Annotated in this window: 20 protein-coding genes; 12 read left to right on the forward strand and 8 right to left on the reverse strand. The window is 68.4% G+C overall.

From position 1 onward, the window contains the following. From OSH07_RS10865 to OSH07_RS10875, 3 genes are all read left to right on the forward strand, one after another. Nucleotides 1-383 (forward strand): ArsR/SmtB family transcription factor (locus OSH07_RS10865; protein WP_266338669.1); only part of this gene is annotated, 383 nt, incomplete at its 5' end. A gap of 112 nt (nucleotides 384-495) precedes the next feature. Then, complete coding sequence (locus tag OSH07_RS10870; protein ID WP_266338670.1) at nucleotides 496-1,245, forward strand: SDR family NAD(P)-dependent oxidoreductase; 750 nt, start codon at nucleotides 496-498, stop codon at nucleotides 1,243-1,245. Between the two features lie 157 nt (nucleotides 1,246-1,402). After that, a complete protein-coding gene (locus OSH07_RS10875; RefSeq protein ID WP_266338671.1) occupies nucleotides 1,403-3,940 on the forward strand; it encodes a TIGR02302 family protein in 2,538 nt (845 codons plus the stop codon). 159 nt (nucleotides 3,941-4,099) lie between these two features. Here the strand turns inward: OSH07_RS10875 and OSH07_RS10880 are convergent, their stop codons facing one another. Further along, on the reverse strand, nucleotides 4,100-4,489 hold the full coding sequence (locus tag OSH07_RS10880) for a response regulator (RefSeq protein ID WP_266338672.1): 390 nt from the start codon (nucleotides 4,487-4,489) through the stop codon (nucleotides 4,100-4,102). Between the two features lie 193 nt (nucleotides 4,490-4,682). Then, a complete protein-coding gene (gene hpt, locus OSH07_RS10885; protein ID WP_266338673.1) occupies nucleotides 4,683-5,228 on the reverse strand; it encodes a hypoxanthine phosphoribosyltransferase in 546 nt (181 codons plus the stop codon). A 453-nt stretch (nucleotides 5,229-5,681) separates the two neighbouring features. On the opposite strand from hpt, the gene ftsE reads away from it, so the two are divergent. Genes ftsE through OSH07_RS10905 form a run of 4 tightly spaced genes read left to right on the forward strand, consistent with a single transcriptional unit; the run spans nucleotide 5,682 to nucleotide 8,986 of the window. Further along, nucleotides 5,682-6,341 (forward strand): cell division ATP-binding protein FtsE, encoded by a 660-nt coding sequence (gene ftsE, locus OSH07_RS10890; RefSeq protein ID WP_266338674.1) that lies wholly within the window; start codon nucleotides 5,682-5,684, stop codon nucleotides 6,339-6,341. Beyond that, complete coding sequence (locus tag OSH07_RS10895; RefSeq protein WP_266338675.1) at nucleotides 6,334-7,323, forward strand: cell division protein FtsX; 990 nt, start codon at nucleotides 6,334-6,336, stop codon at nucleotides 7,321-7,323. The genes ftsE and OSH07_RS10895 overlap by 8 nt, the downstream gene beginning before the upstream one ends. Further along, nucleotides 7,320-8,159 (forward strand): YdcF family protein, encoded by an 840-nt coding sequence (locus OSH07_RS10900; RefSeq protein ID WP_266338676.1) that lies wholly within the window; start codon nucleotides 7,320-7,322, stop codon nucleotides 8,157-8,159. The genes OSH07_RS10895 and OSH07_RS10900 overlap by 4 nt, the downstream gene beginning before the upstream one ends. A gap of 35 nt (nucleotides 8,160-8,194) precedes the next feature. Next, nucleotides 8,195-8,986, forward strand: coding sequence for a lysophospholipid acyltransferase family protein (locus OSH07_RS10905; RefSeq protein ID WP_266338677.1), 792 nt, complete (start codon nucleotides 8,195-8,197; stop codon nucleotides 8,984-8,986). Here OSH07_RS10905 and OSH07_RS10910 read toward each other — a convergent pair whose 3' ends face one another. After that, nucleotides 8,987-9,523, reverse strand: a complete 537-nt coding sequence (locus tag OSH07_RS10910; protein ID WP_266338678.1) for a gamma-glutamylcyclotransferase — start codon at nucleotides 9,521-9,523, stop codon at nucleotides 8,987-8,989. Nucleotides 9,524-9,594: 71 nt separating this feature from the next. On the opposite strand from OSH07_RS10910, the gene OSH07_RS10915 reads away from it, so the two are divergent. Continuing rightward, nucleotides 9,595-10,698 (forward strand): DUF2125 domain-containing protein, encoded by a 1,104-nt coding sequence (locus OSH07_RS10915; protein WP_266338679.1) that lies wholly within the window; start codon nucleotides 9,595-9,597, stop codon nucleotides 10,696-10,698. A 58-nt stretch (nucleotides 10,699-10,756) separates the two neighbouring features. Then, on the forward strand, nucleotides 10,757-11,428 hold the full coding sequence (locus OSH07_RS10920) for an aspartate/glutamate racemase family protein (protein WP_266338680.1): 672 nt from the start codon (nucleotides 10,757-10,759) through the stop codon (nucleotides 11,426-11,428). Nucleotides 11,429-11,471: 43 nt separating this feature from the next. On the opposite strand, the gene OSH07_RS10925 is transcribed toward OSH07_RS10920, so the two are convergent. The 4 genes from OSH07_RS10925 to OSH07_RS10940 form a co-directional block, all read right to left on the reverse strand. After that, nucleotides 11,472-12,413 (reverse strand): prephenate/arogenate dehydrogenase family protein, encoded by a 942-nt coding sequence (locus tag OSH07_RS10925; RefSeq protein WP_266338681.1) that lies wholly within the window; start codon nucleotides 12,411-12,413, stop codon nucleotides 11,472-11,474. Next, nucleotides 12,413-13,549 (reverse strand): histidinol-phosphate transaminase, encoded by a 1,137-nt coding sequence (gene hisC / locus OSH07_RS10930; protein ID WP_266338682.1) that lies wholly within the window; start codon nucleotides 13,547-13,549, stop codon nucleotides 12,413-12,415. Before hisC ends, OSH07_RS10925 begins: the two co-directional genes overlap by 1 nt. Beyond that, nucleotides 13,549-14,415, reverse strand: a complete 867-nt coding sequence (locus tag OSH07_RS10935) for a chorismate mutase (RefSeq protein WP_266338683.1) — start codon at nucleotides 14,413-14,415, stop codon at nucleotides 13,549-13,551. The genes hisC and OSH07_RS10935 overlap by 1 nt, the downstream gene beginning before the upstream one ends. 176 nt (nucleotides 14,416-14,591) lie before the next feature. Then, entirely contained in the window at nucleotides 14,592-15,332 is a 741-nt protein-coding gene (locus OSH07_RS10940) for a class I SAM-dependent methyltransferase (RefSeq protein WP_420909616.1), read from the reverse strand. A gap of 92 nt (nucleotides 15,333-15,424) precedes the next feature. Here OSH07_RS10940 and gloB point away from each other — a divergent pair, with 92 nt between their 5' ends. From gloB to OSH07_RS10955, 3 genes are all read left to right on the forward strand, one after another. Beyond that, the gene (gloB, locus tag OSH07_RS10945; protein ID WP_266338684.1) at nucleotides 15,425-16,195 is read left to right on the forward strand and encodes a hydroxyacylglutathione hydrolase; all 771 of its coding nucleotides are present in this window, start codon (nucleotides 15,425-15,427) and stop codon (nucleotides 16,193-16,195) included. Then, nucleotides 16,192-16,632, forward strand: a complete 441-nt coding sequence (locus OSH07_RS10950; RefSeq protein WP_266338685.1) for a cupin domain-containing protein — start codon at nucleotides 16,192-16,194, stop codon at nucleotides 16,630-16,632. Before gloB ends, OSH07_RS10950 begins: the two co-directional genes overlap by 4 nt. A 147-nt stretch (nucleotides 16,633-16,779) precedes the next feature. Continuing rightward, on the forward strand, nucleotides 16,780-18,960 hold the full coding sequence (locus OSH07_RS10955; protein ID WP_266338686.1) for an NYN domain-containing protein: 2,181 nt from the start codon (nucleotides 16,780-16,782) through the stop codon (nucleotides 18,958-18,960). 107 nt (nucleotides 18,961-19,067) lie between these two features. Here the strand turns inward: OSH07_RS10955 and phbB are convergent, their stop codons facing one another. After that, nucleotides 19,068-19,796 (reverse strand): acetoacetyl-CoA reductase, encoded by a 729-nt coding sequence (phbB, locus tag OSH07_RS10960; RefSeq protein WP_266338687.1) that lies wholly within the window; start codon nucleotides 19,794-19,796, stop codon nucleotides 19,068-19,070. Between the last annotated feature and the right edge of the window lie 9 nt (nucleotides 19,797-19,805).

Consider the following 19,805-nt stretch of genomic DNA (forward strand, 5'->3'; position numbering starts at 1 on the left):
CGCTGCGCGGCAAGATTGCCATTTTGCCGCGCAATACCGATATTGGAGGGGCGATGACCAACGCAGACGCGTTTCCCCTCGATCCCGGCCAGACCCAGCGCTCCGAGCCCCGCCTCAGCGATCGGCAGGTGGTGCTGATCTCGAAGGCGCTGGCCGAGCCGCGCCGCTACCAGATCCTGAAGGACCTCGGCGCCTCCAGCGCGCCGCTGGCCTGCAGCTGCGTCGTCCAGAACCAGCAGGTCAGCGCCGCCACCATTTCCCATCATCTGAAGGAACTGGAGACGGCGGGGCTGATCGAGATCGTGCGCGAAGGCAAGTTCGCAAGCCTCGTCCTGCGCCGCGACGTGCTCGACGCCTACCTGGCCCAGCTCTCCCAGATCTGACCCAAGAGAAGGAAATCCGGCCGCGGCCGAAAATTTCACCGGACTCGCCTCTTGTAACGATTAGACGATTATCTAACTGTCTAATCAACTCATACCAACAGGAGTGAATGAGTTGAGCAAACTGACAGGCAAGGTTGCGGTCGTAACGGGCGCATCGAAGGGCATCGGGGCGGGCATCGCCAAGGAGCTGGCCGCCGCCGGCGCCTCCGTCGTGGTCAACTACGCCTCCAGCAGGGAGGGCGCCGACCGCGTCGTGGCGGAGATCGAAGGCAGAGGCGGCAAGGCCGTCGCTGTCCAGGGCGACGTTTCGAAATCGGCCGATGTGACGCGGCTCTTCGCCGAGGCAAAGGCGGCCTATGGCTCGCTGGACATCCTCGTGAACAATGCCGGCGTCTACCAGTTCGGCGCGCTCGAGGACGTCACCGAGGACGAGTTCCACCGGCAGTTCAACACCAACGTGCTCGGCCTCCTGCTCACCACCCAGGAAGGCGTGAAGCATTTCGGTGCCGAAGGCGGCAGCGTCATCAATATCGGCTCGACCATCAGCCAGCTGCCGATGCCCAATTCGTCGATCTATACCGCCACCAAGAGCGCGGTCGACGCGATCACGCATGTGCTGTCGAAGGAGCTCGCGGGCCGGAACATCCGCGTGAACTCCATCAATCCGGGCGGCGTCGAGACCGAGGGCACGCGCACGGCCGGCGTCATCGGCAGCGATCTGGAGAAGCAGCTGGTCGCGCAGACGCCGCTCGGCCGAATCGGCCAGCCGGGCGATATCGGCACGATTGCCGTATTCCTGGCTTCTCCCGATTCGGGCTGGCTTACCGGTGAACTGCTGCTCGCCTCCGGCGGCATGCGCTAACGGGCAATACCCGGCACGCGCGCATCCTCCGATGCGGGCGTGCCGGTCTCGCCGCGGCCTCACTTGACCGCTAAACCTTGCCGGAAGGCTCGCCCGTCCCAACTTCAGTTGCTACACTAGCCGGGGCGGCGGGCGTGGCGGACAAGACGGAGCGGCAATGACCGAGCCCGCGGGCAAGACTGCGGACAGCAACAAGACGGGATCGGCGCTGCCGGCCGCGCTGGAAGCGGCGGCGCAGCGGCGGATCACGACGGCTGTCGGCCGCGCGCGCCGGGTGCTGGTCTGGGAAGCCGCCTGGCCCCGCATCGTCCCCATCCTTTGCCTCGGCGGTCTCTTCCTCGTCCTTTCCTGGCTCGGCCTCTGGCCGCGCATGGCCGATCCGCTGCGCTATGTCGTGCTGGCAGCGTTCGGCATCGCCTATGTCGGGCTCATCCTCCATCTCGCGCGGATGCCGCTGCCGTCCCGCGACGAGGCGCTCGCCCGCGTCGCGCGCGAAAGCGCCATGGAGCATCGCCCGGCCACCGCCTTCGGCGACCGGCTGTCGCAGCCGAGCGACGATCCGCTGACACAGTCGCTCTGGCGTGCCCATCGGCTGCGCCTGCTCGAGAGGCTCGACCATCTCTCCGCCGGCCTGCCCTCGCCGGGCATGAACGCGCGCGATCCCTATGCGCTGCGCTTCCTGCTGCCGCTGGTCCTGGTCGTCGCCTTCCTGATGGCCGGGCCGGACCGGATCGACCGCATCGCCGACGCCATCCGCCCGGCCGCCGCCGCGACGGAGGCGCCGCCGCGGATCGACGCCTGGGTGACGCCGCCGGCCTATACCAGCCGGCCGCCGATCTTCCTGACCGGCGACGCGGCCCGTCCCGGCTCGCTCGATCCGAATGTGCCGCTCAAGGTGCCGCAGGGCTCCGTCGTGACGTTGCGCATGCCGGCCGAGCCGGATCTCGCCGCGCACGCGGTCTCCACGGGCGGCCAGCCCCTCGTCTTCGATGCGGCGCCGCCGCCGAAGACGCAAACCGACGCGCCGACGCCTGCCGAGCACAAGCTTACGCTTTCCAGGGACAGCGCCCTCACGGTCGCGCGCGGCGACCGCACCCTGCTCTCCTGGTCCTTCGCCGTGACGCCGGACGAGCCGCCGAAGATCGAATTGACGCGCGAGCCGTCGGCGACACAGAGCGGCGCGCTGTCTCTCGGCTACTCGGTCAGCGACGACTATGGCGTGATGTCGGCCGCCGCCGCCATCAGCGCCCCGGAAGCCCCGGCCGAAAGCGGCGCGCGGCCGCTGGTCGCCGCGCCCGAACTGCCGCTCAATTTGCCGCGCCTGCGCATGCGGGAAGGCAATGGCGAGACGATCCGCGACCTGTCGGCCCATCCCTGGGCCGGCGCCAAGGTCAAGATGCGGCTGACCGCCACCGACGAGGCCGGTCAGACGAGCGAGAGCCCGACCATCGAATTCACGCTGCCGATGCGCGCCTTCCGCAATCCGATCGCGCGCGCCGTCGTCGAGCAGCGCCGCGTCCTGGCGCTCGACGCCCGCAAGGCGCCGAACGTCGCCATGGCGATCGACGCCATCACGCTCTATCCGGACAAGTTCAAGACCAACGGCCCCTATCTGGCGCTGCGCACGGCCTATCACCGGCTGACCGGCCAACCGAGCGACGCCGAGCTGGTCGAAACGGTCGATTTCCTCTGGCAGATCGCTCTCGGCATCGAGGATGGCGACCTGTCGCTGGCGGCACAGGACCTGCGCGCCGCGCAGGAGGCCCTGCGCAAGGCGATCGAGAGCAACGCCTCCGACGCCGAGCTTGAAAAGGCGATGCAGGACCTGCGCGAGGCGATGGACAAGTATCTGGAGGCGCTGGCGCAGGACGCGGCCCGCAATCCGCAATCGGCCAACCGGCAGCCGATGGATCCGAACACCCAGGTGCTGCGGCCGGAAGACCTGAAGAAGATGATGGACCAGATCGAGAATCTGGCGAAGACCGGCTCGCGCGACGCCGCCCAGCAGATGCTGAGCCAGTTGCAGCAGATGATGGAGAACCTCGAGGCGAGCCGCTCGCAGCAGGGCCAGGACGGCCAGAACGGCCCGATGAACCAGGCGCTCGACAAGCTCGGCGAGATGATCCAGCGCCAGCAGCAGCTGATGGACCGCACCTTCAAGATGGATCCCGATACCGATGGCAGCGGCGCCGAGGCGCAGCCGATGTCGCCGGAGGAGCGCCAGAAGGCGCTGCAGGAACTGCGCGAGGGCCAGCAGGGCCTGCAGAAGATGCTGCAGGAGCTGCAGCAGACCATGAAGCAGCAGGGCATGCAGCCGGACGGCAAGCTCGGCCAGGCCGACCGCTCGATGGGCGACGCCGCCGACCAGCTCGGCGAAGGCGCGCCCGGACAGGCCGTCGGCCCGCAGGGGCAGGCGCTGCAGGCGCTTCGCGAGGGCGCGCGCAGCCTCGCCGACCAGATGGCCCGCCAGAACGGCTCGGCCACCCGCCAGGGCGGCCCGATGCCCGGCCAGGACCCTCTCGGCCGCCAGCAGCAGGGCCGCGGCACCGATCTCGGCTCGACGGTGAAGGTGCCGGATGCGATCGACACGCAGCGCGCCCGCGAGATCCTCGACATGATCCGCAAGCGCCTCGGCGACCCGTCACGGCCGCTGATCGAACGCGACTATCTGGAACGGCTGCTGCAGAAGTACTGAGGCGAGATCGCTTCAGCGGAGCGGCGCATCTGGCATGCAGGCACGCCAGCGCCCCACCCTCGCCGTCATCCCGGGCTTGACCCGGGATCCATTCAGCCGAGGCGACGGCGGATCCCCTCTCCCTCGCGCGGGAGAGGGCTAGGGTGAGGGTCTACGCCCCTACGCCACCGCAGCCCGGAGATTATTGGAGTTCAGCGCGCATTTGACGACGTGACGGATCTCGGCGAGCGAGAACGGCTTCGTCACCACGTCGAAGATCAGTTCGGCGAGACCGTCGGCGCGCTCGCGCTGATCGGCGAAGCCGGTCATCAGCAGGATGGTCAGGTCGCGATATTGCGACGCCGCCGCGTGGGTCAGCGCGATGCCGTCCATGATCGGCATCTTGATATCGGTCAGGAGCAGGTCGAACTGGCCGTTCTCGCGGATCAGCACGTCGAGAGCGTCCTCTCCATCCTCCGCCGTCAGCACCTCATGGCCGTCGAGCATGAGCGCGCGCGATACGAACATGCGCACCGCGTCATCGTCTTCGGTCACCAGAATGCGCGCCATCAGGTCCGTTCCCAGAGCATGATCCTCCGGAACGAAACGCTTCCCGGATCGGATCATCGATCAAACAATCAGGCTGGGATCATCCCCCATTCCCCTAAACAGATCGTGACTTCCGTGCCGGAAGAGGTCGCCCAAAACGGAACAGGCGCGCCGGAAACCGACGCGCCTGTCCAAAAACCGTGGAAAACAGGGCCTATTCCGCGTCTTCGACGACGCCGACGAAGGGCAGTTCGCGGAACGCGTGCGCCACGTCCATGCCGTAGCCGACGACGAACAGGTCCGGGCAGTTGAAGCCGACATGCTCGGCCGTGATCTCGGTCGCGCGCTTGCCGGGCTTGTCGAGCAGTACGGCGATGCCGACCCGGGCGGCGCCCCGCTCCAGCATCAGCTTGCGGGCGAAATCGAGGGTTCGGCCGGATTCGAGGATGTCGTCGATCAGGAGGACGTCGCGGCCGGCGACCTCGCTTTCGATGTCCTTGACCACCCGGACCGAGCCCGACGAGGTGGTGCCGGCGCCATAGCTCGACAGCGAGATGAACTCGACCTCCGGCGCCATCCCGGCCGCGTGCAGGGCGCGGATCAGGTCGGCGGCGAAGACGAAGCTGCCCTTGAGGATCGAGATGACCAGGAGGTCGCGATAGCCGGATCCGGCGATCTCGGTGGCGAGCTCGGCGTTGCGCGCGGCGATCTCGGGAATGTCGTAGAGGACGCGGATCGACCGGCCACGGACAACAGGCATCAGTTCATTCCTTCGTTGGCGGAAGCGGTGGCGCGCGCCGCGCGCCGTCCCGCTCACCCGGCCGGGCGATCGGGCCCGGGGAAAGCAGTTCTCTTAGTCGCCGGCCGCGCGAATGTCACCGAAAACGCGACGGCGGCGCATGAATCCGGGCCGATCTCCGCGATTTGTCGCAAGTCGTAGCCATTGCACGGCGGAATACCCGCGCCGATTAGCGAAAAAGAGCCTCGTACCGCGGCTTTTCGCGCCGGCGCCGACGCCAGGCATGCCGTCGCTTTGCCTTGATCGGATGGCATATCGGGCAGGAACCGCCCGGAGACCGGGCATCGCTAACAACTCGTTAACGCTGATCCCGGCAAGCTGTGCGAATCGTCCGCCGCCTCGGCGCGGCGGCCTTCAGCGCGGCCGGACCAGCGGCCGCCACGACACAGAGAGAGCGGAAGCAGGAAAAATACGGTGATCCGCTTCGAGAATGTCGGCCTGCGCTATGGCATGGGAGCCGAGGTCCTCCGCGACCTCTCCTTCCAGATTGCGCCGAAATCCTTCCAGTTCCTGACCGGCCCTTCCGGCGCCGGCAAGTCGACGCTGCTGCGCCTGCTCTGCCTGTCGCTGAAACCGACCCGCGGCCTGATCACCGTGTTCGACCGCGACGTCGTCACGCTGCCGAAGGCGGAGCTGCCGGCGCTGCGTCGCCGCGTCGGCGTGGTGTTCCAGGATTTCCGCCTGCTCGACCACCTGACCACCTTCGAGAACGTCGCGCTGCCGCTGCGCGTGCTCGGGCGCGAGGAGGCGAGCTATCGCGCCGATGTCATCGAGCTGCTGAAATGGGTCGGCCTCGGCGACCGCATGCAGGCGCTGCCGCCGATCCTTTCCGGCGGCGAGAAGCAGCGCGCCGCGATCGCCCGCGCCCTGATCGGCCAGCCCGAGATCCTGCTCGCCGACGAACCGACAGGCAATGTCGACCCGCCGCTGGCAAAGCGCCTGCTGCGCCTCTTCGTCGAATTGAACCGGCTCGGCACTTCCGTCGTCATCGCCACCCACGACATCGGCCTGATGAACCAGTTCGATGCCCGGCGCCTCGTGCTGCATGAAGGACGGCTCTCGATCTATGAGTGAGCTCGCCACCCACCGCGGTCCAGGCTTCTTCGGCCGCATGTTCGGCTCGATCCTGCCGTCGCGCCGCCGCGCCCGCTCGGGAAACACCGTCTCGGCGCCGATCGTCCCGTCGCAGTCCATCGCCGGCAAGTCGCTGATGATCGTCATCGCCATCATGAGCTTCCTCGCCTGCCTGACGCTCGGCGCCGTGTCGCTGGTGCGCGACGCCTCGCTCGGCTGGCAGGCCGACATCGTGCGCGAAGTCACTATCCAGGTTCGTCCGGTCGACGGCGTCGACACGAATGCCGAGGCGCAGAAGGCGGCGACCATCGCCGCATCGATGGCCGGCGTCGCCCAGGCCCGCGTGCTGGAGGACTGGGAAAACGCCAAGCTGCTGGAACCCTGGCTCGGCAGCGGCCTCGACATGAGCGACCTGCCGATCCCGCACCTGATCGTCGTCGAACTGGCGGATCCCGATGCCGTCGATCTCGTCGCGCTCGCCTCCCGCCTCAATACCGAAGTGAAGGGCGCAAGCCTCGACGATCACCGCAGCTGGACCGACCGGCTGAAGACGATGGCCAACGCCACCGTGATCATCGGCGTCTCGATCCTCGGCCTCGTCTTCATCGCCACCGTGCTGTCCGTGATCTTCGCGACGCGCGGCGCCATGGCCTCGAACCGCGACATCGTCTCGGTGCTGCACTATGTCGGGGCGGAAGCGAATTTCATCGCGCGCGAGTTCCAGCGTCATTTCCTGTTTCTCGGCTTGAAGGGCGGGTTGCTCGGCGCATCCGGCGCGGCGATCCTGTTCGCCGTCCTCTCCTTCTTCATCGGCCGCTCGATCGCGACGCCCGAGGGCGACCAGGTCTCGGCGCTGTTCGGCCGCTTCGCCATCGGCCCGACCGGCTATCTCGGCGCCCTCGTCATCGCGCTGCTGATCGGAATCATGACCGCGATCACCTCGCGGCTCACCGTCTACCGCCACCTGGCCTCGATCGAATGACCGGCGGCGCGCCCTTGTCCCCGTCACTCGGTCGTCACCATGGTGTGACTTCTGCCCCTTCTTGGCCGCAATCGGCTCGCAAGCTGATCGGCATGAGTGACGCGGCCCAAACCGGAACGGATCTTGGCCGACGGAATTTTGCCGGCCCGGCCTCGCATGGCCGCTTGCCGGCCCCCGGCCGCCGCCCATTCGTCACGGTGCTGCTGCTCGTCGCCATCGCCGGTTCGATCGCCGGCCTCGACTTCGCCCGCTTCGCCAGCCAGGTCGCCAACACCACGCCGCCGACCGACGTAACCGCCGAAGGCATCGTCGCGCTGACCGGCGGCACGGCGCGAATCGACGGCGCACTGGCGTTGTTGCGCGACAATCGCGCCGAAAAGCTGCTGATCTCGGGCGTCAATCCGGCGGTCGGCCGGCACGACATCGCCCGCGCAGTCGAAAGCGCCTATGGCGCCGTGCTGGACCAGCGCGTCGATCTCGGCCATGCGGCACGCGACACGATCGGCAATGCCGACGAAACCCGCGCCTGGGTCGAGAAGCAGGGAATCCACTCGCTGATCATCGTCACCAGCGACTACCACATGCCGCGCAGCATGGTGGAGCTGGCCCGAGCCATGCCCGGCGTGCGCCTGATTCCCTACCCGGTTTCGAACAAGCAGCTCGAAATGGACCGCTGGTGGCGACATGGCGCATCAGTAAAGCTTCTCCTCGGCGAGTACCTGAAGTATACGCTCGCTCGTGCGCGGCTCGCCTTCGAGACGCCGCGGGGGGAAAGCGGGACCGCGATGGCGGCGGAAACGCATACTCACGCGACAACCGGCGGGGTCCTGCGCTGACGCCGTATCTTTCGACGCCGACGTAGAACCGCACCATGCTGACCCTTCGTTCACTGCTCTTCCAGGCCGCGTTCTATCTGATCATGGCGATCATCCTCGCCGTGACGCTTCCGTTTTTCTTCTTCCTGCCGCACCGCGCCGCCATCGCCGTGGTCAAGTTCTGGACCGCCTCGTCGATGTGGGCGCTGCGCGTCTTCGCCGGCACGAAGATCGAGGTGCGCGGCATCGAAAAGCTGCCGAAGGGCGGCGGCCTGATCGCGCCGAAGCACCAGTCTGCCTTCGAGACGATGGCGCTGTTCCATCTGCTCGATGACCCGACCTATGTCATGAAGCGGCAGCTGATGTGGATCCCCCTGTTCGGCTGGTACACGTGGAAGGCTGGCATGATCCCGGTCGACCGCGCCGGCGGCTCGAAGGCGCTCCGGAAGCTCGCCGCCGATTCGAAGGAAGCCGTCGAGGCGGGCCGCCAGGTCATCCTGTTCCCCGAGGGCACACGCCGCACCGCCGGCTCGCCGCCCGACTACAAGTTCGGCATCATCCATCTCTATCGCGAGCTGAAGGTGCCGGTGGTGCCGATCGCGATGAATTCGGGCCTCTACTGGCCGCGCCAGAGCTTCCTGCGCTTTCCCGGCACCATCGTCATGGACGTGCTCGACCCGATTCCGCCCGGTCTCGATTCGAAGACCTTCCTGGCGACCCTGATCGGCGCGCTCGAGCCGGCGACCGACAAGCTGCTGATCGAGGCGGCCGAGGGTCCGAACCCGCCGCCGCTGCCGCCCGAAGCGGTCGCCCGCATCAACGCCGTCCAGGCGAGCGAATCAGCGTGATCAACTGGCAGGCTCGGCCATCAGCCGCGCCGCCAGCCATTCGAGCAACGGATCCTCTATGCCGAGCCCGGCGAGGTGAGCCGCGGTCGCCAGCACATAATCGCGGTTGCTGCCGGCCTGGCCGACGCTGTCGCGCACCTGCGCCAACACCGCCTCGCGCGAGAGGTCGCCGGCATATTGCGGGTGGGTGCGATCGACGACATAGGTGATCGCCCGCACATAATCGCGCGCCGGCCGCTCCAGCCGGATGTTGCGCTCGACCTCGATGTAGGAATTGGTGACGAGCTCTCGCTCGCGCAGATAGGCGAGGACGACATCACGCGCGCCATCGGCAACGCGAAACGCCATGCCTCGGCACGAGCCGCCCTTATCGAGGCCCAGCACAAGGCCCGGATGTTCCGGCGTGCCGCGATAGACATAGGACTGGATGCAGAAGGCCCGGCGCTCGCCCTCGAGATGGGCGGGAATCGCCTCTTCGAAGGCGAAGCCCGGCCGCCACATCAGCGAGCCATAGCCAAAGACCCAGAAATCGGACATGAGTTCGTCCTCGAAAAGACAGATTGTCACCGCGTAACAGCCGCCGCCCGCCACATCAACGGAGGAAACGGATGATCGACCCGGCCAAGACGGACGCAACCGCGACAGTGGACGCCGCCCGGCCCCGTTCCGCCCGGCGCAAGTTCCAGTTCGTCATCGTCGCAGCCTTGCTGCTGTGCGCGATCTGGGCCGGCGGCTGGTTCTGGGCCAACCGGATCGCCAGCGAACGCATCGCCGCCATGAAGGCCGATTTTGTCGCCGAAGGCGGCGTTCTCGGCTGCAACGCCGAATCGCTCGGCGGCTTCCCGTTCAAGTTTACGCTCGACTGCGCACCCGCTTCGCTCGAACTGCCGTCGAAGGGGCTCAAAGCCCAGGTCGGCGCGATGGAGGCGATCGCGCTCATCTACAATCCCGGCCATGTGCTCGCCTCGGTGCAGGGGCCGCTGGCCCTGAAGGCGCCCGGCGATCTCGGCGTCGAGGCCAACTGGACCTCGCTGCAGACCAGCGTCCGCGTCGGCACCTCGCGCCTGAAGCGTTTTTCCGCCGTCGCCGACGATCTGACGACCACGATCAACGCCCCCGCCAATCCGCGCCTTCCGACGGCGGCAAGCGCCAAGCACGCCGAACTGCACCTGCTGCAGAACGACGCGGACGCAACGGCTCTCGACCTCGCCGGCACGGTCGACAATTTCGCCGCGACGATTCCCGGCGCGCCGCCGCTGCCCGCTCTCTCGGCCAAGCTCTACGCCATCCTGCCGGGCGCGTTGCCCGAGCTCCGCGACGGCCACGTCGATCCGCTGCCAGCCTGGATCGCCGCCGGCGGCCAGGTCAAGCTCGGCCAGCTCAGCCTCGATGTCGGCGGCTTCCTGGCGAATGCCAGCGGCGATCTCACGGTCGCGCCGGACGGCGTCATCTCCGGCAAGGTCGCGATCCGCGTCGACCAGCTCGAGAAGCTGCCGGACCTCGCCGAAACCATCCATCCCGGCAGCCGCGACCAGGTCGCACAGATCCTCGGCCCGCTCTCGGCCTTCCTGAAGCCGGTCCAGGTCGACGGCAAGACCTGGCGCGAGACGACGCTGACGATCAAGAACGGCAAGGTGTCGGCCGGCTTCATCCCGCTCGGCCGCCTGCCGCCGCTGAGGCTCGGCACGGCCGCCGCCATCGCCGGGAGCTGAGGTTTCTGGCGCGCGGCTTGCTTGCAACGGGCATGATGAGACATCGGGAGACGCGCACATGAACGACAATTCCCAGCCCGCCCAGAGCCCGCTGCGGCTGATGGTGATCAATCCGAACACGTCGGAGGCGATCACCGCGAGGCTTCGTGCGCTGGCCGAGGACGAAGCCGGCAGCGCCGTCACCGTCTCGGCCGTCACCGCCCGCTTCGGCGCGCCCTACATCTCCGACCGCGCCGGCGCGGCGATCGCGGCCGAGGCCGTCGTCGATGTCGCCAAGGCTGAACTGCTGGATGGCGCGGCACCGGATGCGATCGTCATCGCCTGCTTTGGCGATCCCGGCATCGACGCCCTGCAGGAGGCGGTCCCCTGCCCCGTCGCCGGCTTTGCCGAGGCGGGACTGCGCGCCGCGGCGGAACAGCCGGGACCGTTCATGGTCGCCACCAATGGCGAAGCCTGGTGCGACATGCTCGCCGAGCTGGCGGCGACGATCGGCCTCTCCGACCGGATTTCCAGCTTCCTGTCGATCGGCGACGCGGCGGCGCGCGATGCCGAACTGTGCCGCGCGATGATCACGGAAGAGGCAGAACGCACCGGCGCGGCGCGCGTCGTGCTCGGCGGCGCCGGGCTGATCCCGATCCTCGCCGACGTCGCGGCGGAGCTGCCGCTACCGCTCGTCGACCCACACCGCGCCGCCATCCGCAAGGCGATCGCGCTGGCGCGGACGAGCTGAACACTCACCTCTCCCTCAGAGAGGTGAGGAAGAGCCTCCAACCTCAGGTCTTGGCCTGATCCGGCTTGGTATGATCCCGGCGGCCGAAATCGGGGGCGGACGTGTCCTGGCCAATGGCGACGATCGAACGACGTATGGCGCGGGTCCGCGTGAACAGGTCGAAGAGCGTGTCGCCGTCACCGTTGCGGATCGCCCGCGTCAGCGTCGCCAGATCCTCGTTGAAGCGACCGAGCATCTCGAGCACGGCTTCCTTGTTGTTCAGGAAGACGTCGCGCCACATCGTCGGATCCGAGGCCGCGATGCGGGTGAAATCGCGAAAACCGGAAGCCGAGAATTTCAGCACTTCGGAGCGGATGCCCGATTCGAGATCCGAGGCGGTGCCGACGATGTTGTAAGCGATCAGATGCGGCAGATGGCTGGTGATCGCCAGCACCAGGTCGTGGTGCTCGGCGCTCATCGCCTCGACATTGGCGCCAAGCGCCCGCCAGAACGCCATCAGCTTCTCGACCGCGGCGGGATCGGCCGTCTCCGCCGGCGTCAGCACGCACCAGCGGTTCTGGAACAGGTCGACCAGGCCAGCGTCCGGGCCCGAATGCTCTGTGCCGGCGAGCGGGTGGCCGGGGATGAAATGCACCGCCGACGGCAGGTGCGGCGCCATCGCCTTGACGACCGAGACCTTGACCGAGCCGACATCGGAAACGATCGCGCCGGCCTTCAGATGCGGGCCGATCGCCTTGGCGACGTCGCCCGACGCGCCGACCGGCACGCAGACGATGACAAGATCGGCGCCGCGCACCGCGTCGGCCGCGTCGGCGAAATAGACGTCGCCGAGGCCGAGTTCCTCGGCGCGGGCGAGCGTCGCCGGACTGCGGGTCGATATCGCGATCTCGCCGACCACGCCGCCCCGGCGCGCCGCGAGCGCGATCGAGGCGCCGATATGGCCGATGCCGACCAGGGCGAGCTTGCCGAAGAGAGGATCCGTCATCAGCGCGCCGTCCGGTGCAGGAAGTCGCGCAGCGCCGCGATCGTCGCCTCGTTGGCCTCGGCCGAGCCGATGGTCATGCGCAGCGCATTGGGCAGGTGATAGCTGGTCATGGCGCGCAGGATGATGCCGTGCGAGACCAGATAGTCGTCGGCGTCCGCGGCGCGGCGGCCCTTCTCGTCCGGGAAATGGATCAGCACGAAATTGCCGACGCTCGGCGTCACCTCGAGGCCGAGCGCACGGATACCCTCGGTGACGCGCGGCAGCCATTCCTCGTTGTGGGCGACGGCGGCGTCGAGATGCGCGCGATCCTTCAGCGCCGCGATGCCGGCGGCCATGGCCGGCGCGGAGACGTTAAACGGACCGCGGATGCGGTTCATCGCGTCGATGACCTCGGCCGGACCATAGCCCCAGCCGAGGCGGACGCCGGCAAGGCCATAGATCTTCGAGAAGGTGCGCGTCATCAGCACGTTCGGCGAGGTGCCGGCGAGCTCGATGCCGCTCTCGTAGTCATTGCGGCGGACATATTCAGAGTAGGCGGCGTCGAGCACCAGCAGCACGCGCGGCGGCAGCGCCGCATGCAGGCGGCGGATCTCGCTGAACGGCAGGTAGGTGCCAGTCGGATTGTTCGGATTGGCGACATAGACGATGCGCGTCCTGTCGGTCACCAGTTCGAGAATGCCGTCGACATAGGTCGTCATGTCCTTCTCCGGGGCAACGACCGGGGTGGCGCCGGCAGCCTGGATCAGGATCGGATAGACGTTGAAGCCATGCTTCGAATAGATCGCCTCGTCGCCCGGCCCGAGGAAGACATGGCTCGCCAGCGCGAGCACGTCGTCCGAGCCGTTGCCGCAGATGACGCGGGACGCGTTGATGCCATAGGCGTCGGCGATCGCGGCGCGCAGTTCCGCGGCCGAGCCATCGGGATAGATCTCGAGCTTGGCAGCGACACCCTGGTAGGCGGCGACCGCCGCCGGGCTCGGCCCGAGCGGCGTCTCGTTCGAGGAGAGCTTGTAGACCTTGGAGCCGCCCGTCGCCTTGGAGCGACCCGGCACATAGGGGGCGATATCCAGCACGCCCGGCCGCGGCACGGGCCGGTCGGCGGGCTTGGTGTCCGGCGTCTTCGACGACTTGTTCATCACGATACTCCCGCCTCGTCGAGGCGCTCATAAAGAACGGGGTTGGCGTCGACATCGCCGATGGCGATGCCGCGCGACAGCGCGCCGACGCGCGCGACATCCTCGAAGCCGGCACGCGCCGCCAGGGCGGCGACAGCGACGCCGGCCGGCAGCGCGATCAGCTTCTCGGCGCCAGCTTCCGCGAGAACGGTGCCGCCGGCGGCCGTGATCGCGGGCCAGGGATCCTTGCCGATCGCCGTCACGGCGAACAGGTCGAGATCGGGCGGCGTCGGGTCGGCCAGCTCCGGCGCGATGACGAAGGCCGGATGCTCGGCCGGACGGCCGGCGATGCGGATATAGGGCGACAGCGCCATGATGCGCGGCGCCGACGGACGGCCAAGCGCGCGCCACCAGGCGCCGGCGGAGGCCGGCTGTTCAGCCGAGACGAGACCGAGGTCGGTGCCCGTCTCGCGGATATGGTTGATCGTCGCCACCGCGTCGGCATAGCCGTGCAGCGCTACCGTAAAGCCGAACAGGAAGCGGGCCGTATCGCGCAGCTGGTCGCGGGCGACGCCCTGGTCGATGCCGACGTCGAAGCGCGCCTGCATCCGCGTGAAGGTGGTGATGATCTCGCGCCAGATGTGCTCGACGGTCCAGATCGGCAGAGCGCCCTCGTGGCGGGAGACCAGGCGGCGCATCATGTCGGCCTCGCGGCCGGGCCGGAACGCCGCACCGGGGCGGCTCGTGCCCTTGACCTTGATCAGCGTGTCGATCGCGGTGCCGCGCTCGATCAGACAGCGATGCATCTCGGCATCCAGCTCGTCGATGGTTTGCCGGATGCGGGCGAGTGTCGCCGCATCTGCTTCGCTGGCAGAATTCTTTGTCACGGTCGGGGCCATCGTCGGATCGGCTCTGGGCGGGAAAAACAAGGACCGCCCGAGGCGGCCAAGGCGGCCGATTCATAGGCAAGCGCAAAGGCAAAATCAAAGAAAACATTGCGGATCGGCATCACCGCGGGAACCGCAAAGCCGGCGGCGCCGAGGCGGACGACGACCGAAAGCGCCTATCCGGGTGGCGCCAAGGCCGGCCGGAAGGCGGGCTGGTGGCGACGGCGGCTCCGCGCCGGCAGGCCCTGATAGACGAGCTTCGTCGCCTCGACGATCTGCACGCCGGCGAAGCCCGGCCACAGCATTTCGCCGGCCCGCTCCCAGGCGCGGCCGTTCTGGATCATCAGCCGGCTGCTGAAGGGAGGTGCGAACAGCGCGCCGCTCCAGGCGGTCTCGCTGAATTCGGTATTGCGCAGCAGCGTCGCGAGCTGGCGGCGGCTGAAGGGTCGGCCATAGCCGAAGGGAGTGCGCTCGACCCGCGCCCAGATGCCGCGCCGGTTCGGCACGACGATGACGATCTTGCCGCCCGGCACCAGCACGCGCCAGAGCTCGCGCAATGTCTCGCGCGCGTTCGACGCGGTCTCAAGGCAGTGGATGACGAGGATGCGGTCGATCGACGAATCGGTGAGCGGCAATTCGTCGTCGGCGACGAGCGCGGCGAGATTGCCGCCCTCGGACGGCCAATTCATCACGCCCTGCGCCGCCGGCATGAAATTCAGCACGCGTTCCGCATGCGGCAGGAACGGCGCGAGATAGGGCGTCGCGTAACCGAGGCCGAGCACCCGGTCGCCGGTGACGCGCGGCCACAGCGCCGCCAGCTTGGCGCCGACGAGGCCCTGCGCCACGCCGCCAAGCCGCTCGGCATAGAAGCTGGCGAGGTCGAGCACGTCGGGCGTCAACGTCCGGCCCTGTTCCAAGCACGATCTCCCCTGTCGATGTCGGCGCGACGATGTTAGGTAACGATCCGAACCCACGCCACCCCATCCATACGCCCATATCGGAGATCGTCATGGCTCTCGCAATCTTCCAGTTCCCGTGTCTTTCCGACAATTACGGCGTTCTGATCCACGACGAGGCTTCTGGCCGCACCGCGGCGATCGACGCACCGGACGCAGCCGCCGTCAGCGCCGCCCTGGCCGAGAAGGGCTGGACGCTGACCGAAATCCTTACGACGCATCACCACCCCGACCACACGGACGGCAATCTGGCGCTGAAGCAGGCGACCGGCTGCACCATCAGCGGCCCGAGCTACGAGGCCGACACGATTCCCGGCATCGACCGCAAGCTGAGCGAAGGCGACGTCTATGATTTCGCCGGCCATCCCGTGCATGTGATCCACACGCCGGGCCACACGCTCGGCCACATCGCCTATTACCTGCCGCAGGACGGCGTCGCCTTCGTCGGCGACACCATGTTCGCGCTCGGCTGCGGCCGCGTGTTCGAGGGCACGCTCGACCAGATGTGGAGTTCGCTGCAGAAGCTCGCCGCCCTGCCGGACCAGACGGTCGTCTATTGCGGCCACGAATACACCGAATCGAATTTCCGCTTCGCCATGACCATCGACGGCAGCAACCCCGCCCTCGTCGCCCGCGGCGAGGAGATCCGCAAGCTGCGCGCCGCCGGCAAGCCGACCGTGCCGACGACGATCGCCGCCGAGAAGGCGACCAATCCCTATCTGCGCGCCGACGACCCGGCCGTGCGCGCCGCCCTGAACATGCCGACCGCGCCTGCCTCCGACGTCTTCGGCGCCATCCGCACCGCCAAGGACAATTTCAAGTGAGTTCGGCCGAGGAGATCATTGGCCTGCTCGGCCTCGAGCCGCATCCGGAGGGCGGCTATTATCGCCGCACCTTCGAGGACGGCGTCACGCAGGACGGCCGGCCGGCCTCGACGGCGATCTACTACCTGCTCGCCGCCGGCATGAAGTCGCACTGGCACCGGATCGATGCGATCGAAGTCTGGCACTATTATGCCGGCGCGCCGATCGCGCTGTCGCTGTCGGAAGATGGCGGCGTCACGGAAACCCACCGCCTCGGCCCGGATCTTCTGGCCGGAGAGCGGCCGCAGGTCGTGGTTCCGACCGGCTGGTGGCAGGCGGCAGAGAGCCTCGGCGACTGGACGCTGGTCGGCTGCACAGTGGCGCCGGGCTTCCGTTTCGAGGGCTTCGAACTGGCGGCGCCGGAGTGGGCGCCGCTCGACCAGCCCGAGCGATACTGAGGGGAAAACCGCCATTCTTTACCGAGAGTGGCGAAGCGCCATCGCCAAATCAGAGATCGCCCGTTAAGGTGCTTGCGCCGTTGGGGCGACGGCTTGGGTCTGCGATCGGAGTGGGGGGATGACGTTGGTGCACCGCAGGAATAGGTCATGACGGCCCCAATCAAGAGCGTTCTCTTCGTCGACTATGACAGCCTCTACCTCAGCCTTCGCGCCCGGGACCCCGGCATGGCGCGGCGTTTCGCGCTGCGCCCCGGCGTCTGGCTCGAGGCGATCGAAGCCGGATTGCTGCAGGAGCCCCGCGGCGAGGAAACGGCCCGCCGTCGCATCCTGATGCGGCGCTGCTATGCCGATCCGAAGCTGCTCGGCAAGGCGCGCGCCGCCTTTACCGGTCAGGGCTTCCAGATCGTCGATTGCCCGCCGCTGCCCGGCCGCGAGCGCAACTCGGCCGAGATCCACATGGTTCTCGACACGATCGACGCGCTGGCGCACCAGACCGGCTTCGAGGAATTCATCCTGCTGTCGGCGGATTCGGACCTGACGCCGGTGATCTTCCGGCTGCGCTCCTATAACCGCGCCACCTCGATCTACACGACGCTGACCACCTCGGCCGGCTACCGCGCCATCGCCGACGGCGCCATCGACGAGCAGGCCCTGATCGCGCTGCTGGCGCCGACTGCCGACGCCGAGACACCGGAAGCGACGGAAGACGCCGAAGAGGAAAACGCGCAGCGGCCGAATGGCGGCGAGCGCGACGGACTGGCGGGCCTCGCCCGCCGCATCCACCAGGCGACCAACGTCCCGCTGTTCGCGCCGCGCGTGTATGGCGAACTCTTCCGTGCGCTGACGCGCGAAGTCGCCGAGAACGGCTATCACTTCCAGACCACGGCGGAGAACGTCGCCGCCCGGCTCTCGGCCAATGGCCGCAATGCCTCGCGCCGGCAGATCGCCTTCGTCGTCAAGGGCCTGGCTCTGAAGGGCCATGTCTTTTCGACCAGCGACAGCCCGGAAAAGCTCGCCGAGGCCTTCAAGGAGCAGGTGCTCTATCTCGCCCGCAACGCCGGCGTCGAGATCGACGAGGGCATGGAGACGCTGATCAGCACCTGGATCGTCGGCCGCGAGACCGGCAACGCCCCGGCGGCGCTGCCGCCGCCGACGCCGGCCCCCGTGCAGGCCCCTACCCAGATCGCCGCCGCGCCGGCTCCGGCCGAACGCCCGGCGCAGCGTCCGATTCCGTCGCCGCCGCCCATGTCGGTCGCGCCGTCCATTGCGGTCGCGCCGCAAGCCCCCACGGCGCAGCCGGCCTGGGCTCGCCCGTCGGCGCCGCAGCCTGACGTGGCCCACTTCCAGGTGCAGCCGCCGGCAACGCAGCCGCCGATCCCGGCCGCCCCGGTCTTCGCGCCGCAGCCCGCGCCGACGCCTTCGGTTTCACCGGCGCCTGTTTCGCCTTCGCCCGTGTCGGCTTCCCGCCTGTCGGCGCAGCCGCTGGCCCAGCCGGCCGCTCCCCAGGCGGCGCCGCGCGAGGCACGCCCGATCAGCCTGCAGCCGATCTCGGCGACGATGCAGCCGCCGGCCCGGCCGATCCAGGTCCGCGCCATCGTCGAGCCGGTCCCGGAGCCCGGGGACGAGGCCACGGCGGCAGCCGCGCCGGTCGAGAAGGCGCCTCGCCCCGTCGTGCAGCCGGCCGCTCCGGTCGTCGCCACGCCGCCATCGCCGCCGCAGGCGGTGCTGCGCACGGAAGTGAAGGTCGAGGCGCCAGCCCCGGCGCCCGAACCGGCGCCGCGCCGGAGCCAGGTCGACCCGGAATCGCTTCTGGCGGAGATTTCCTCGCCCCAGCCGACCGCCCGTTCCAACATCGCGCCGCCGCGTGCGCGCGTCGCCCGCCCCGCCCAGCCGGAGCCGGTCGAGGAGCCGGCGTCGCGTCCGGCCCAGCCGCGGCCGGCCGCGCCGCGCAGCGGCACCGTCAATCCGATCGCCGTTCGTCCGCCCGCGCGCCGCAGCGCCGCCCCGGCCACCGCCGAGGACGAGATCGACCCGCGCGATCCGATCGAGAGCTCGATCCTCGCCGCGATCGCCCAGGCGGTCGATGTCCTGGTTGATGATGGCAGCCAGACGGAAGCGCAAGCGCCCGCGGAGGCCGAGCCGCGGCAGCCGCAGCGTTCGACCCCGCCACGGGCCCAGACCCGCGCACCCGCCCGGATTGCGGCGCAGCCGGAGCCCGCCGCCTCGCCGCAGAACCTCCTCCAGGAGGTCCCCGACGATGGCGACATCGGCGACGAGATCCAGCGCATCCTCGCCGCCTACAGCCAGAACCGGAAGCCCGGCCGCTGAGCGAACCCGGCGCGGGAGGTTCCAGAAAAGAAAAGGCCGGTGCTCCGCACCGGCCTTTCTCGTATCAACCGCCCGCCCAAGCCGGAAGGCGGTCAGCCATTCTCCGCTCAGCCATTCGCCATGTACTGGCCGCCATTGATGGTCAGCACCGCGCCGGTCATGAAGGCCGAGGCGTCGGAGGCGAGATAGGTCACCAGCGCCGCGATCTCGTCGGCCTTGCCGATGCGACCGATGGGGATCTGGCCCAGAATGCCTTCCATCACCTTCGGCGGCACCGCCATCACCATGTCGGTGTCGACATAGCCCGGACAGACGCAGTTGACGGTGATGCCCTTGCGGGCGTTCTCCAGCGCCAAGGCCTTGGTGAAGCCGATGACGCCGGCCTTGGCCGTGGCGTAGTTGACCTGACCGAGCTGGCCCTTCTGCGCGTTGATCGACGAGATATTGACGATGCGGCCGAAGCCGCGCTCGCGCATGCCCTCGATCACGGGCCGGGTCATGGTGAACATCGAATCGAGATTGGTCCGCATCACGCTCGACCACTGCGCCTGGTCCATCTTGTGGAACCAGCCGTCGCGCGTGATGCCGGCATTGTTGACCAGGATGTCGATCGGCCCGACCGCCAGTTCGACCGCGCGGACGCCCGCTTCGCAGGCCTCCGCGTCGCTCACGTCCCACTGGAACACCGGAATGCCCGTCTCCGCCTGGAAGGCATGCGCCTTCTCGACATTGCCGGCGAAGCTGGCCGCCACCGTATATCCGGCAGCCTGCAGACCCCTTGCGATGGCCGCGCCAATGCCGCGCGTGCCGCCGGTAACCAGGGCGACTTTCCCCATGTGTTCCTC

It is taken from the genome of Kaistia nematophila (assembly GCF_026343855.1).
Classification (GTDB): domain Bacteria; phylum Pseudomonadota; class Alphaproteobacteria; order Rhizobiales; family Kaistiaceae; genus Kaistia; species Kaistia nematophila.